The 13,176-nt window shown below is 47.3% G+C and carries 11 protein-coding genes; 5 read left to right on the forward strand and 6 right to left on the reverse strand.

Annotation, left to right across the window (positions count from 1 at the left end; translation table 11 throughout):
* Positions 1 to 148: 148 nt before the first annotated feature.
* Both MH215_RS09480 and MH215_RS09485 read right to left on the reverse strand, forming a co-directional pair.
* Positions 149 to 433, reverse strand: coding sequence for a hypothetical protein (locus MH215_RS09480; RefSeq protein ID WP_239289828.1), 285 nt, complete (start codon positions 431 to 433; stop codon positions 149 to 151).
* A gap of 149 nt (positions 434 to 582) precedes the next feature.
* Complete coding sequence (locus tag MH215_RS09485) at positions 583 to 930, reverse strand: YlbF/YmcA family competence regulator (RefSeq protein ID WP_145047816.1); 348 nt, start codon at positions 928 to 930, stop codon at positions 583 to 585.
* A gap of 273 nt (positions 931 to 1,203) precedes the next feature.
* On the opposite strand from MH215_RS09485, the gene MH215_RS09490 reads away from it, so the two are divergent.
* The 5 genes from MH215_RS09490 to MH215_RS09510 all read left to right on the forward strand — a co-directional run bounded on the left by MH215_RS09490 (position 1,204) and on the right by MH215_RS09510 (position 7,599).
* Positions 1,204 to 2,571 (forward strand): YheC/YheD family endospore coat-associated protein, encoded by a 1,368-nt coding sequence (locus MH215_RS09490; protein WP_239289829.1) that lies wholly within the window; start codon positions 1,204 to 1,206, stop codon positions 2,569 to 2,571.
* Positions 2,572 to 2,601: 30 nt separating this feature from the next.
* Complete coding sequence (locus tag MH215_RS09495) at positions 2,602 to 3,792, forward strand: YheC/YheD family endospore coat-associated protein (RefSeq protein WP_239289830.1); 1,191 nt, start codon at positions 2,602 to 2,604, stop codon at positions 3,790 to 3,792.
* Positions 3,793 to 3,852: 60 nt separating this feature from the next.
* Entirely contained in the window at positions 3,853 to 5,226 is a 1,374-nt protein-coding gene (locus tag MH215_RS09500; RefSeq protein ID WP_056698268.1) for a YheC/YheD family endospore coat-associated protein, read from the forward strand.
* The gene (locus tag MH215_RS09505; protein WP_239289831.1) at positions 5,226 to 6,332 is read left to right on the forward strand and encodes a YheC/YheD family endospore coat-associated protein; all 1,107 of its coding nucleotides are present in this window, start codon (positions 5,226 to 5,228) and stop codon (positions 6,330 to 6,332) included. Before MH215_RS09500 ends, MH215_RS09505 begins: the two co-directional genes overlap by 1 nt.
* 88 nt (positions 6,333 to 6,420) lie before the next feature.
* Positions 6,421 to 7,599 (forward strand): YheC/YheD family endospore coat-associated protein, encoded by a 1,179-nt coding sequence (locus MH215_RS09510; protein WP_239289833.1) that lies wholly within the window; start codon positions 6,421 to 6,423, stop codon positions 7,597 to 7,599.
* Between the two features lie 82 nt (positions 7,600 to 7,681).
* Here the strand turns inward: MH215_RS09510 and MH215_RS09515 are convergent, their stop codons facing one another.
* The 4 genes from MH215_RS09515 to MH215_RS09530 all read right to left on the reverse strand — a co-directional run bounded on the left by MH215_RS09515 (position 7,682) and on the right by MH215_RS09530 (position 13,172).
* Positions 7,682 to 9,625, reverse strand: coding sequence for an alginate lyase family protein (locus tag MH215_RS09515; protein ID WP_239289835.1), 1,944 nt, complete (start codon positions 9,623 to 9,625; stop codon positions 7,682 to 7,684).
* Entirely contained in the window at positions 9,622 to 9,957 is a 336-nt protein-coding gene (locus MH215_RS09520) for a cupin domain-containing protein (RefSeq protein WP_239289837.1), read from the reverse strand. Before MH215_RS09520 ends, MH215_RS09515 begins: the two co-directional genes overlap by 4 nt.
* 77 nt (positions 9,958 to 10,034) lie before the next feature.
* Entirely contained in the window at positions 10,035 to 11,435 is a 1,401-nt protein-coding gene (locus MH215_RS09525) for an ABC transporter substrate-binding protein (protein ID WP_239289839.1), read from the reverse strand.
* A gap of 132 nt (positions 11,436 to 11,567) precedes the next feature.
* Positions 11,568 to 13,172, reverse strand: coding sequence for a response regulator (locus tag MH215_RS09530; protein WP_239289841.1), 1,605 nt, complete (start codon positions 13,170 to 13,172; stop codon positions 11,568 to 11,570).
* Positions 13,173 to 13,176 lie beyond the last annotated feature (4 nt).

Raw genomic sequence — 13,176 nt, forward strand, 5'->3', positions numbered from 1 at the left:
GAACACCTTCATTTATCTCAAAAAAAGATCGCCAAAAAAGACCGCATCTCCTCACGTCAGAAGAGAATACGGTCTTTCTACAATAGCTCCAACTCGTCCACTACGCACCTAACCATGCTTGATCCATTACGGGCTTTTTGAACAATCTCTACACCGATTTACTCTGTTCCTGCTTGTCCAACAGCTTCATTTCCCATTGCCGCAACTTGGCGCGTCTAATCGCTTCAAGAGCACGCTTCTTCTCTTCATCTACACCAAGAATGAAATGTAAGTGAGCACCGATGATTAACATGGAGAATAGCACCCACACGATACCAAAAATGTTCACCCAGTCCATTCCACCTGCGAAGGAAATTCGCGGTAATGCAATAATTAGCATAGACAAGGCAACTAAGAGATAGATCACATGTTTTGCTTTTTTCAATCTTTTCACTATTCACAGCTCCTTCGTTCTTGATCGACTCTATATGTCTAGTCTATGAACCGGATTGCTGTAATATGAAAGGTTTGGACAAATCGTTAGGATACATTCGTATAGTCATAACTTGACGTGTATACGCGCGTGTGGAGCGGCTAGATCACTTATGCTTCTGAGCCACCATACAAGTGACCAAGACTATCAGCGATAATTTTGTTCACATCTTCAATGATGACACTCAGACGACGCTCAGCATCAAATAGACGACGGATGTTCAGGTTAAGGCTTAGCACCTCAAACAGCTTTTCCATTTTCTCCATCTCTTCTGGTGCAGGCATATCCCCGCTCATCATACGTTGTTGCAGCTCCATTTGTTGGTCACGGAAGCCATCTAACATACGTTTTGCTTCTGGGTCAGCTTCGATCAATTTCATTGCAGAGGTAATTTCCTCTACCTCGTTACTTTCTCTCAGGGCTTTCGCCAAATCATTGGCTTTGTCATAAATGTTCACTATAATTCCTCCTCGGATATGAGTTGTTGTTCATTTGTTCATCACATTCTCATCGCAACGTTCATCCGTGTTAATACACGTAAATAACTACTGTCAAACAAGGCAAGTCAAAACAAGCCCTCCATCACCTGGCCCGAAGGAAATGTATTTAATCCAAATGGGTCAATCACCAAGGGATATATGTCCTCATATGATGAAGCACATGCCATGTTTTCAGATGCCGCTTTAATTTCGAGATCAGACATCAAGTTGCCGCCCGGAAGGAGATCCGTGATGTCCAAAAAAAAAGTAACGATTCAGGTTACCGGCTCGGGCATCCTGCAGGACGACGTCATCATGCTGGGCGAAGGGGTACTCAAAGCATTAAAGATCCCTTCGGGAAGGCCGCTTCAGTTACAATTTGGCTCTTTCCACCGTGAAGTTACCGTCATCCCGGTTCCTCGCTATGACGGTCTACGCATCAATCAGACGGTAGCCAGCCAAACTGGCCTTGTACCCCGCTCTGTGCTTAGCGTATCTTATCGTTCCGCCAGTCGCACGCTGCGCCTTGGTCCCTTCATCAGTGTGTTGGTTAGCCAGGATTACCCCGATCAGCCTGATCGACCCTTCGGCTCCATCACGATGTTCTGTCATGAACTGGTGAACGCCTGCCGGAAGCAAGGCGCCTATGTATCCTTCTTTACGCCAGAGGATATTGGAACGATCAAGGGTCAAATGCGAGGCTGGGTGTACGATGACGGCTGGAAAAAGACCGTTCTGCCTGTAGCAGATGTCGTCAATAACCGGCTGACGTCCCGTAAGCTTGAGAACAAACCTAGCGTACAGCATTTCATGAAAGAAGTAAAATCGCTCTACGGTACACAAACCTTTAATGAAAAATTTCTGGACAAAAATGAAGTGTTCGATGCTTTGAAGTCCATCACAACGCTCAAAAAAGTGATGCCGGAATCTCATCTGCTCAAAACTTCTTCCATGCTTAAAGCGATGTGCAACCGATATCCCGTCGTTTTCCTTAAGCCTGTTCGCGGCTCTCTGGGCAAAGGGATCATTCGAGTATCCCGCCAGAACGATGGCAGCTTCCTCACTCTAGCTACAAGCGTTGGAGGCACTCGTAAGCAAACCTATACTTCATTGGATAAACTGTATGCCAGTCTGTCTGGAAAAATGAAAACAACTCGTTACCAGATTCAGCAGGGGCTGACCTTGATCGATAATAGCGGCAGACCTGTAGACTTCCGTGCTCTGGTGCAGAAAAACAAAGTTGGCAAATGGAGTGTCACTTCCATCGTTGCCCGCATTGCTGGTGGAAGTCACTATGTCTCCAATCTCGCAAGAGGCGGAAGTCTAAGCACCGTCAAGGAAGCTGTCGCCAAAACGGCATTGTCCAGTGCAGCCAAAGCTTCAGCTTACGCTGGGCTGCACACGGCTGCACTTGATATTGCAAAAGGCATTGAGCAAGCGATTCCCGCTCATTTTGGTGAACTCGGGATTGACCTAGCCCTCGACACCACAGGACGTGTGTGGCTACTGGAAGTCAATTCAAAGCCATCCAAAAATGATAATACACCGCTAAGCGAGAGCAAAATCCGACCTTCGGTCAAAGCGATGTTGGAATATTCAAGCTATCTCGCTGGATTCTGAAGAGTCATCTAGAACAGGAGGTGTAGAGCAATGTTCCCATGGCATCCGCCCAAAACCATGGCGATACTGGTTCGTGGCGAGGAAGCAACCTCTCCCTTCGCAGATGAACTCTTCTGCCGGCGTCTTAGTTTGGAAAGCCCGAAGTTTAATCTCAATATATTCGTTCTCGTCATATCGAGCGAGGTGACACGCACACTGCCTAAACATGGATATGTGTACCGGCACGGAGTATGGAAGAAAGCTCCTATTCCCGAGGTCCATCTGCTGATGGATCGCTGCTTGCGACCTATCCCCAAACAAATACGACAACAGCTTCACCATTTTGTGTGGTCAACTAGTGGACATCGACCGCGTTACTGGTCAACTTCGCTACCTGGCAAATGGAAGGTGCATCGGGCGTTATCCCACGAACCGGCGCTGCGTTCCTTACTCACGCCCACGCTCCTCCTACAACCCGGTGTGAAGTGGAAGCCTTGGTTAGAGCGCTGGCCATCAGGACTGTTCTTTAAGCCGGTGGCTGGAACTCACGGACGGGATACCTTCCGACTCGTTTCAGAAGCAGACCATTCTTGGATCGTAGATGGTCGAGACTCCCACAATGAGAGGTTTAGCTATTCACTGTATACGTATCAATCGGTACATGACTGGGTCGAATCATCTATGACCCGCCACAGCATGATTATGCAGCCTTACCTTAATCTAAGCCATCACGGGCATCCATTCGATATTCGAGCCCTAGTACAAAAAAGCAGTCAAGGGCAATGGTCCCTGACCGGATGTATGGTGCGAGAAGGTATCGAAGGATCACTCACTTCTAATTTACATGGTGGAGGTACAGCACATCCTGTGCATTCTTATCTGATGGATCGATATGGTTCATCTCATACCGCTATTTTGCTGGAGAGGATCAAGCAGGCGGCTACTCTAATTCCTCCCCTGCTGGAGAGCCGATTTGGTCGGCTGGCTGAACTTGGCATTGATTTCGGAGCAGACACTGACGGCCGTCTCTGGCTGCTCGAAGTGAATTCCAAACCAGGTCGATCCGCATTCGCAATGGCGGATAATCCGCAGATGCATACACTGACGTATACCGAACCACTTGCCTATGCTCGTTATTTGCTGCAACAACATGTTCTCACGGACGTCTACCGTCCAACAATGAAAATGCCGAATACATCCAGCAAAGCTGGCCTGAAACCCATCCCGATTCACGGCGGCTAAGGCCTGCAGCGCCCGCTTGCCATGGAGCCGAAGGATCTTTTCAGGATAGGAGGATAAATCATGAGTTTGACCTTTTGCAATCTGCATTTCACTCAACAGCCGGATAAGGTGGTATATGTGTCCAACGCATTAATGAAGAGCCTCAATCTGTCTGGTAAAAAAACGATACATCTGCGATTCGGTCGAGACCGCGTACCTGCTACGATCAAACCTATTAAGAAGGCGGGTAAACACCTCTATCTCGCCTCAGGCATCCGCAATCTGATGAATGTCCCCAAACGTGGGAGCATCTACTTGCGCAACCTGCAGAACGATGAGGTTCAGCTCGGACCACTGATCGGTGTATTGTCTGACGGCCCAGCGACCAGTACGAATCCGTTCGGTTCTCGTACCGGCTTTATCAAGCAATTGCTTCGTGAAGGAAGTCGTAAATCTTATATTTTTGCTTTTACACCACGAGATATCAATTGGACAAATGAGACGGTATCCGGGTACTTTCTGAATGAAAATGGTAGCTTTGTACGCAAAACTGTACCCTTGCCGGATGTTGTATATAATCGATTACCGAGCCGACGTTCCGATTTTTCGCCTGCGATTAACCAGTTGCGTGAACGGTTCATCCGCCGGAAAATCCCTTTCTTCAACTGGAGCTTTTTCAACAAATCGGATATCTATAAATTGCTGGAGAATGATCCGTCCGCAGGGCGTTATATTCCTGAATCCATTACGAATCCGTCAGTGGAGCAAATGAAAGAAATGCTCGAACGCCATCAATTTGTCTACTATAAGCCAACGGCTGGAAGTCTCGGCAATGGGATTTATCGTTTGACCTACTCGCCCAAACGGGGATATTTCGCACGTTATCGCAAAAAAAGCGGCAATGCACTATTGCGTTTTGGCTCGTTCAACAGTTTGATGCGGATGTTGCAAGGCAGACATGGCAAGCAGCTCCGTGGTTACGTCGTTCAGCAGGGAATCCGTCTTATTGAAATCGATGAATGCCCGATTGATTTTCGTTTTCACATGCACAAAAACGGCAGCAATCAGTGGGTCGTCGTCGGGATCGGCGCCAAGAAGGCAGGTCGGGGTAGCGTAACAACACATATCAAAAACGGCGGCTCTCTAATGACCCCTGAGCAGGCGCTCAGCCGTAACTTCGGTGACCGCGCGGGAGAAGTTCTAGGGCAGGCCAAATCCGTCGCTATTACACTGGCCCAGGCGATTGAAACCCAGCACCAGCATTTGATTGGTGAGATTGGCTTTGATCTGGGCATTGATCAGGAGGAACATGTATGGATGTTCGAAGCGAACGCCAAACCCGGACGCTCCATTTTCCGTCACCCTTCACTCCGAGTGGAGGGAAAATCATCAGTGGAGCACATCTTGGAACATTGCCTATACTTGAGCAAATTCCGGAAGAAGGACGACATTTGATGAGCCTTCACGATGATTTTAAACCTGTCATTGCCGTGTTGACGATGCATGATGATCAACGGATGTTCAGGGGAAATCATCAAAATTTTCAAGACATTATTCAAACCGGAGAAAGTATGGGGTATGTAGTCTACATCGTGACTGTCCGCGATCTAAATGTGGCTGGCTCCACCGTCAAGGGCTACATCTACAACAAAGGAAGTGGAAAATGGGCTTCTCAGTCCTTCCCACTTCCCCATGTCCTGTATAATCGCATACCGAACCGGGAAGACGAGCGCAAACCGTCAGTTCAACGTAAAATCGCTGAATGTATGGAATCCGGGATCGAGTTATATAATCCTTTTTTCTTCAACAAGTGGAATCTATTTGAATGGCTCAAGAAGTCGAAATCGACTCAAAACCTAATACCTTATACTCGCCGTATGCGCAGTGCATCCGCACTCGCTACAGTGCTCAAATCCTATCCTTATCTATACTTGAAACCCGAGAGCGGCAAAGCGGGAAAAGGCATCATGATGCTCAAGTTTCAAGAGAAGGATCGGCTCCCTTATCGGCTCAAAGTCCAAAGTTCTAGAAAAAGCACCACATACAAAACAGCTACACTCGCCAAGTTGTGGGCTCGCATCCGTAGAGAGACGGGTCATACCCCGTACATTATGCAGCAAGGCATTGAACTCGCTTCTTCTCGCAAACGCCCTTTCGATCTACGGGTACTTGTGCAGAAGAATAGTAAAGGTCAATGGAGTGTTACGGGCGTCGGTGCAAGGTTGGCCGGTTCCCGCAGCATCACGACACATGTCCCTCGCGGAGGCAGTGTGGAGGATCCCGAAAAACTGCTGACTGAGCTCTTCGGTGAGGAATTAAGCACCACGCTAATGAAGAGGGTGAAATCAACCTCGTTGATGATTGCTAGGCAAGTCGAACGTGGATCGGGGCACACCCTTGGCGAGATGTCCATGGATCTTGGGGTGGATGATCTCGGCGAGATCTGGTTTTTTGAAGCCAATGCAAAGCCTATGAAATTCGATGAACCACAGATCAGACGCAGGTCGCTGGAACGCATTTTCCACTACAGTGCTTACCTTGCCCGTCAGTCCAAACGTTAATGGAAGAGGTTGTTCAAAAAGTACACTTTTGAACATCTATTCGAAAGACATACTGGAAAGGAATAAAAGCTAAAGAAGGTGATTGTTTGTGTCCTCACCTGTTCTAGGCATCATGACGTTGTACCTAAACGAACACCGAGCCTTAGAAGAACGGAGCATATATCGCAGGATGATCCTCGAAGGACGCAAGCGGGGACTCGACATATATGTGTTCACACCTGCGGATGTACATCCGGGAGGGAAGCAGATTGAAGCGATGGTCTTTCATTCGGAGAAGGGTTGGTCTAGAGAGTGGCGTCCTTTCCCCGATATGATCTTCGATCGTTGTCGGATACAACGTAATCGTAGATTTCAGCAGCTCCTTGCTTTTCGTGAAAAATACGGGCATCTCCTCTTTCTGAATCGGCCACTACGCAACAAGTGGACGATTCATCAGACACTGTCTGGGAAACCCGCCTTTCGCGAGCATCTGCCAGAAACGATCTTGTTCCAGGATATGTCCGACGTGAATCGCATGTTGAAAAGTGCTGCTCTCATCTATCTCAAACCGATTAATGGCACCGGTGGACGTGGCATTCTGCGTATTGAACGAATCAAAAGTGAATCCAATATGGTCTTGGTACAGGGACGAGATCAAAAAAGGCGAATTATTACACCGCGTAAAGTGCACTTGTCTCGGCTGGGGTCCTTGCTCCAACACTGGAATATGAAAGATAAATATCTGGTTCAGGAAGGCATCCAGCTTCAGCTTCCCAACGGGCGTGTACATGATTACCGCATGCTTGTTCAAAAGAACGGCGAGGGGCAGTGGGAACTGACTGGTTGTGCTGGACGAATGGGAGCCGAGAAAAGTGTAACGTCCAATCTGCATGGCGGGGGGCAGGCGGTAGCGATGAACCGCTTGATGAAGCAATGGATATCGGATGAAGATCAGCGAATTGAGATCCATACAACTGCCGAGAAATTCGGCATTGATGTAGCTTCCTTTCTAGAAGATACGTATGGGGATCTGTGCGAGCTTGCATTAGACTTAGCGATTGATAAGAGTGGTCGGATCTATCTGCTTGAGGTGAATCCCAAGCCAGCGCGTGAAGTGTTTGCTCGTATTGGTGAACGTGAAATCTATCTAAAAGCCATCACTCAACCTCTGGCTTACGCATTGTGGGTGTATCGCAATAAGAAACCAGGCATCCCTCGAAAAGAACGCAGCATCATAACAACGGTGAAGAAAAGTACCCGGATGAGAAAAGTCCGGAAAACCAGATAAATGTTAGATCGCAGCAGAAGGAGTGAATGTCACTTACGTGAACATCCACTCCTTCTCACCGTTCTATCTCCACTCGTTTCAATCATGGGGATTGAATGGAATCCTCTTCAGCCGTCCATTGCACAGTGTCGTTATCAATAACGATAACCCCACCTTCGTCACCATGCCTGTATGCTACTTCCATTCGCATCCGCTCAGGTTCAAGTTTACACGCGGTTACCTGTGTTACCTGATCGGTCTTCTGATCCGCTGGCAAACATAGCGTAAGAATGCCGATTGAACCTGTAAAGGTAGCTTTGCCTTGAATGACGGTAGTTTCAAGTTTAGAGCCGTATATTTCGGATACCCAGCCTGTGTCCTCAGTCAGCTGTAATGCATGTTCTTCTGCTATACCTGCTGTGATCCACTGCATAGAGAGCGTGGTATTCGTTTCTGAATACGTCATTTGAGCTACTCGCTCGTCAGCTGCTTCCCCTTGCCATGTGAGACGAGCATCTGGATGCAAGTGAAAATGTTGCTCTAGCACATGCTCTTCTGCCGAATCCAGCCAATCCACGATGAAGAGAAGAGGAACGTCTACACCTGACATAATCCAGCGGCGATGTGTAACCGGATCAGCTAGGCGGGTATACCCGTCATGCGACGCATCTACAAAATGATAGCAGTCATTACTCTCCCAACGGAATGTTGTAGCTACCGCTTCAGGCTCCCCCCATTGCTGTGTGGATACGTAAGGTGTCTGATCTAGCCCATCCACTGTAATCGTATTATGGGCTCGCGTGCTTTTGAAATAGTGTCGCCATTCCCCTTCTTCGTACGTATAACGTCCAGTGTCTGTGAACATTAGCTGCTTGCCCCACATCCACTCCATGTTCAGCGCATCTGCATGCCCGTGTGCTCCGCCCATTGAAGCAGCATCCAAGAAGAGATATTGATGATGGTCTCTCATCACATAGTACCCTGTCTGTGGGAATGCACAGCTCGACAACGAAGGCGTACTAGCTACCTGAAGTTGAGTGCAACGTTCATACTGATCTGCACCGAGAAGCCAGAGACATTCGGAGCTTTCTGCCCCTCGACCGATCCAATGATCGTCCTCCAGAATGGCACCAAGCAGGGTTAAGCGCTGCCTTCCATCACTGATCCAATCGGAGTCACCGATCCCGGTTGATTGATGGTCTGGCCGAATTAAAGCTTCGGTAAACGCACCCATTTTGCGTAGACTTTCACCATACCATGCCGAGAAAGGATGACCCGCTATTTTCCCTAGTAAATACGGTGTTCCAAACATTTCAATGCTCGCATTATGATAATGAGTCGTCAGTTCAATTTGTATTCCTTCTAAGTTGATCTGGTGAAGCATACACAGCTCCAGTCGTTCCATCGCTACCTGCCGCCAATATGCAGCTCTTGGGTGGGTGTGATGAAAGATCGCGATCATGAATAATCCCTGCATGTGCATGATGGCATGATTAATCTCTGTGCTTCCTAAGTAACGTGTCAAATATTCGGCGTGCTCCTCTAAACCTTGCCTGTATTCTGCCTGAAAGTCGGCGTCCAGCAGTGGACTATCCTCCATGTATTTGTAGGCAGATATCCACGACTGTACCCGCAGTCCAGTCTCCAGCAGACGCCAAGGGCCTGGCTTTTGGAAAAAGACGGCCTCTTCATACGGCGATTGGTTAGGTACTGGGTTCTGCTCTCTCCAGCTTCGAAAGTGAGCCATAAAGGTGGACACATATAGGGGGTTGCCTTTCATCAAATACGCTTTGCCCAAATCAATCATATGCCAATGCCGGTTCATGCCCCAGGTGAATTCCAGATCATTTGTTGGATTATGAAGCCAATCTACAGGGGTCCCCATCGGAATCCATCTACTGAGATCATTCGTATAAGGAACGATAAATTCATTCATTATTGCACGATTAGCAATGGTCACCGAATGGCGTGCTTCCTCTGGAAAATGTCGCTCATAATAGTCCGCCGCCTGATGCAGTTCAACAGTCGAAAGGAAGAAATCACTCATTGGGGCTCCTCAATGAAATCCTCACGAAAAGGGGTAAACACATCTAGAATGATGGAATCTTCCAGTGCTTTAACCCCATGCGGAACGTTATAGCCAGCATAGAAACTATCCCCTGCCCTCAGGATGCGTATCTCCTCACCAACTTGAACCTCAAAACTGCCCTTAACGATATAGCTTACCTGCTCATGCTGATCGTGAGAGTGAACTTCACCGATTCCACCTTTCGCAAAGCTCACCTCGACCATCATCAATGTTCCACCCATACCCAAAATTTTACGAGAGCTCGTTGCGTTAATCACTTGTGCAGGTATCGCTGCATTTTCCAATATCATTGTTCTTACCCCTCTCCTTAGGAATTAGCGACCAGAGTCTTGGAACCCCAGCCGCCTAATTTAAAGCGTCACTACTGCTATTCTTCTGTTGATAATTTGCCTTGAAGTTTGGAGGAATCAAAAGAAGGATCAGCGCTTATATTGGTCAAGCCTGCCGCTTTGGTCTTCTCCAGTGCAGCATTGTATCTGCTATCCAGATCTTTGATTACATTATCGATATCGCCGCCGGTAAAGACAAAGATGGAAAATGCATCTGTCCATTTCGTTCCTTCCAGCGAGCTCTCTGTTACTACCCCTGGATTCGCGGGAAAAATCGCATCATAGCGCTTCGGCAAGAAGCCTTCAATGCCAGGAATGTTTGGTTTCTTACCTGAGCTTAATACCGCTGGAATAAGGGAGATACCATAGCCTTTTTCGTAATACTCACTCTGAAGGTCTTTGCTGTATACATACGCCATAAACTTCCATGCTGCTTCTTTTTGAGTTGAATCTGCACTGATCCCGATATATGAACCACCTATAACTTGCGAAGCCCCCTTGATCGTTCCATCACTGGTAGGCACAGGAGCAGCAGCCCAGTTCTCTTCGGTAGGAAATTGATCTTTGTAGACCCCTGGTTCGCCGGAATGGTTGATGTACATCCCGATTTTGCCTTGTGCAAACTGCGCTCTCAGCGGATCAATATCCAGACTTTCAACCCCTGGCAGCATACTTCCATCCTCACTCATTTGGCGAAGCGCAAGTGCAACATCCTTGTACATGCCAAAATCGAATTGACCTGTTCGGTAGTTATAGCCATCGATGCCGTAATTGTTACTGGCTCCTGCGATCGTGTTCGCCGCCCTCCAGAAACCGCTTCCACTTTTGAACGGACTAGCAAAGCCATAGATTCCTTCACTTTTCCCAGCGTCCGTAATTTTCTTCGCATCCTCCACCATTTCGGTCAACGTTTTAGGCGGACTGGTGATTCCGGCTTTTTGAAAAATATCTTTGTTATACACGAGTCTCCACACTTGTCCGGTATTCGGAAGAGTATATATTTTTCCATCTATTGTATTTTTGTTGTCGATTAGGCTGTCTTTGAACGTAGTCTTCATGTCCTCGCTCATATAGCCGTCAATTGGAGCTAGATACCCCTTTTGATAATAGGTCTGAAAATCATTGACTTGTAGCACATCTGGTGCTTGTTTACTTGCAAAAGCAATATCTACCGCCTGAGGGTAATTGTCACCCATCACGGTCATTTCCACTTCAATATTATCCTTATTGGTTTTATTAAATTCATCAATTTTTGTTTTCATAAAATCAGCATCATGGCGATCGGGCGTCCAGTAGATGACCTTGGTTTTCCCTTCCGTACTTTTGCCATCACTACCACCCGTTCCGGTGCTTGCTGTCGTTCCATTGTTGGTAGAACAACCAGCCAAACTCAATGCGAGCAATGCACTCAGTGTAGTCATCATCCATTTTTTAGCCATTGAAAAGCCCCCTATGCTTGTCTGGACAACCTGTCAGGTTACCCGATAACGTAATGATAATCGCTCTACCGTTGATGAAGTGAGGGACATTATAACTATGAATGGGGGGACAAATGATGTTCCCTGCATTCATTAATTCAGATACATTTGACGGAAATGCGTAGGTGTCATACCACAGTACTTTTTGAACAATCCGCTGAAATAAGGGCGATCCTCGTAACCCAGCATCTGACAGATTTCCTGTACTTGTATGCCTGCGACCAACAGTTCCTTGGCCTTCTCCATCCTCATTTTTGTGATGTATTGAATCAAGGTCATGCCGGTCTCTTTCTTGAATGCATTGGCAAAATAACTTGGACTTAAATGAACCGATTGAGCGCAAAGGTTCAACGTCAGGTTCTCTTCCAGGTTCATACTTATAAATTCCTGAGCTTTATGAATGGCCTGCTTCACATCCGTAAGCCGCTTCTTATCCATAATGTCGCAGCCCATGCTGCTGAAGTGCTTGATATACCCTTTCCAACCGTCAAATGTCAAAGAGCGCATCTCCTCCAGCACCATCAAGTCAGCTTCTAAACGCATACGTTCTTCCTCCGTAATTTCATCGCAAAAGGCACGATAGATGGCAAAAGCGAGTCCAGACAACAATCGGATCATCGTAAGTGGCTCGGGATATCCCTCCGAAAACTGCCATTCCTCCAAAATATCATCAATGATCCGGTGACAGGTACTTTCATTACCACACTTAAGCGCATAAAAAAGTTCCTTCTCCTTCTCCAAAGGGTAAGCAGGGGCTACCCACTCCTGACGTTCGACGATTGCATATTGGAAGATGCAGTTACCCTCACTATAAAATCGGTAGCCAATGGCTTTATCGGCATGTGCATATGCATTCCACACTTCCTGCGGTCTTCGGGCAATCGTGCCCAAACCAATGGAAATCGTCTTTTTGCTGAACTGTTGCACATTGAGCCGACATTCCTCCAGCAGCTCTGGAGCTGTCATGGATGCTGGTGTATTAAACATCGCCACAAGCCGGTATCTGCTTTCGCGTAATACAACCCCTCTGGTGTGACGATTCAGCGTCTCTTCCACAATATTTTGAACCGCAAAAGGCACGATCTCGGCATCCAGATGTATCGTATTTTCACACCGGGTGTACCCGTCCACTTCAATCACCATAAGCTGAAGATTCGTAGAATCGAGATCGATCTGCAGTTCATCCCAACGATTCTCATTCATAAAACCACCAACCTCTTGACGAAGCAGTCCCAGAAGGTAGCTATGACGAATATGAACGCTGCTGCTCTCCACCTTTTGTTCCAATTGTTCAAGCTGCCTCGACTGTGCCTGCTCACCTTCAATCACTTCTCTTACCTTGAGCACTGCGCCTAATATTTCATCAGGGGTAAACGGTTTGAGCAAATAATCGGAAGCACCTAGTTTAATCGCCTCTTGGGCATAACGGAAATCAGAATACCCACTAATGAATATAAACTTGGTGCGCAGCCCTGCATCGGATGCCCGTTTCATCAATTCAAGACCGCTGAGGCGAGGCATTTTGATATCGGTAATGACAAGATCCGGCTCTTGTTCGTTGAGTAGGGACCATCCTTGTTCGCCATTGTTGGCTGTACCTACAATTTTCACCTGATGCTCTTCCCAAGCAATGGTCGAAGATATGCCTTTTACAACCGCCTGAATATCATCCATGACACATACCGTCAAATGATCCATACTA

Source organism: Paenibacillus sp. ACRSA (assembly GCF_022346845.1).
GTDB lineage: Bacteria > Bacillota > Bacilli > Paenibacillales > Paenibacillaceae > Paenibacillus.

Excerpts from the sequence above, each read along its gene's own strand:
- MH215_RS09505 (WP_239289831.1), top strand. The coding sequence starts at position 5,226 with ATGAGCCTTCACGATGATTTTAAACCTGTCATTGCCGTGTTGACGATG.
- MH215_RS09490 (WP_239289829.1), top strand. The coding sequence starts at position 1,204 with ATGTCCAAAAAAAAAGTAACGATTCAGGTTACCGGCTCGGGCATCCTG.
- MH215_RS09515 (WP_239289835.1), bottom strand. The coding sequence starts at position 9,625 with ATGAGTGATTTCTTCCTTTCGACTGTTGAACTGCATCAGGCGGCGGAC.
- MH215_RS09520 (WP_239289837.1), bottom strand. The coding sequence starts at position 9,957 with ATGATATTGGAAAATGCAGCGATACCTGCACAAGTGATTAACGCAACG.
- MH215_RS09530 (WP_239289841.1), bottom strand. The coding sequence starts at position 13,172 with ATGGATCATTTGACGGTATGTGTCATGGATGATATTCAGGCGGTTGTA.
- MH215_RS09500 (WP_056698268.1), top strand. The coding sequence starts at position 3,853 with ATGAGTTTGACCTTTTGCAATCTGCATTTCACTCAACAGCCGGATAAG.
- MH215_RS09525 (WP_239289839.1), bottom strand. The coding sequence starts at position 11,435 with ATGGCTAAAAAATGGATGATGACTACACTGAGTGCATTGCTCGCATTG.
- MH215_RS09495 (WP_239289830.1), top strand. The coding sequence starts at position 2,602 with ATGTTCCCATGGCATCCGCCCAAAACCATGGCGATACTGGTTCGTGGC.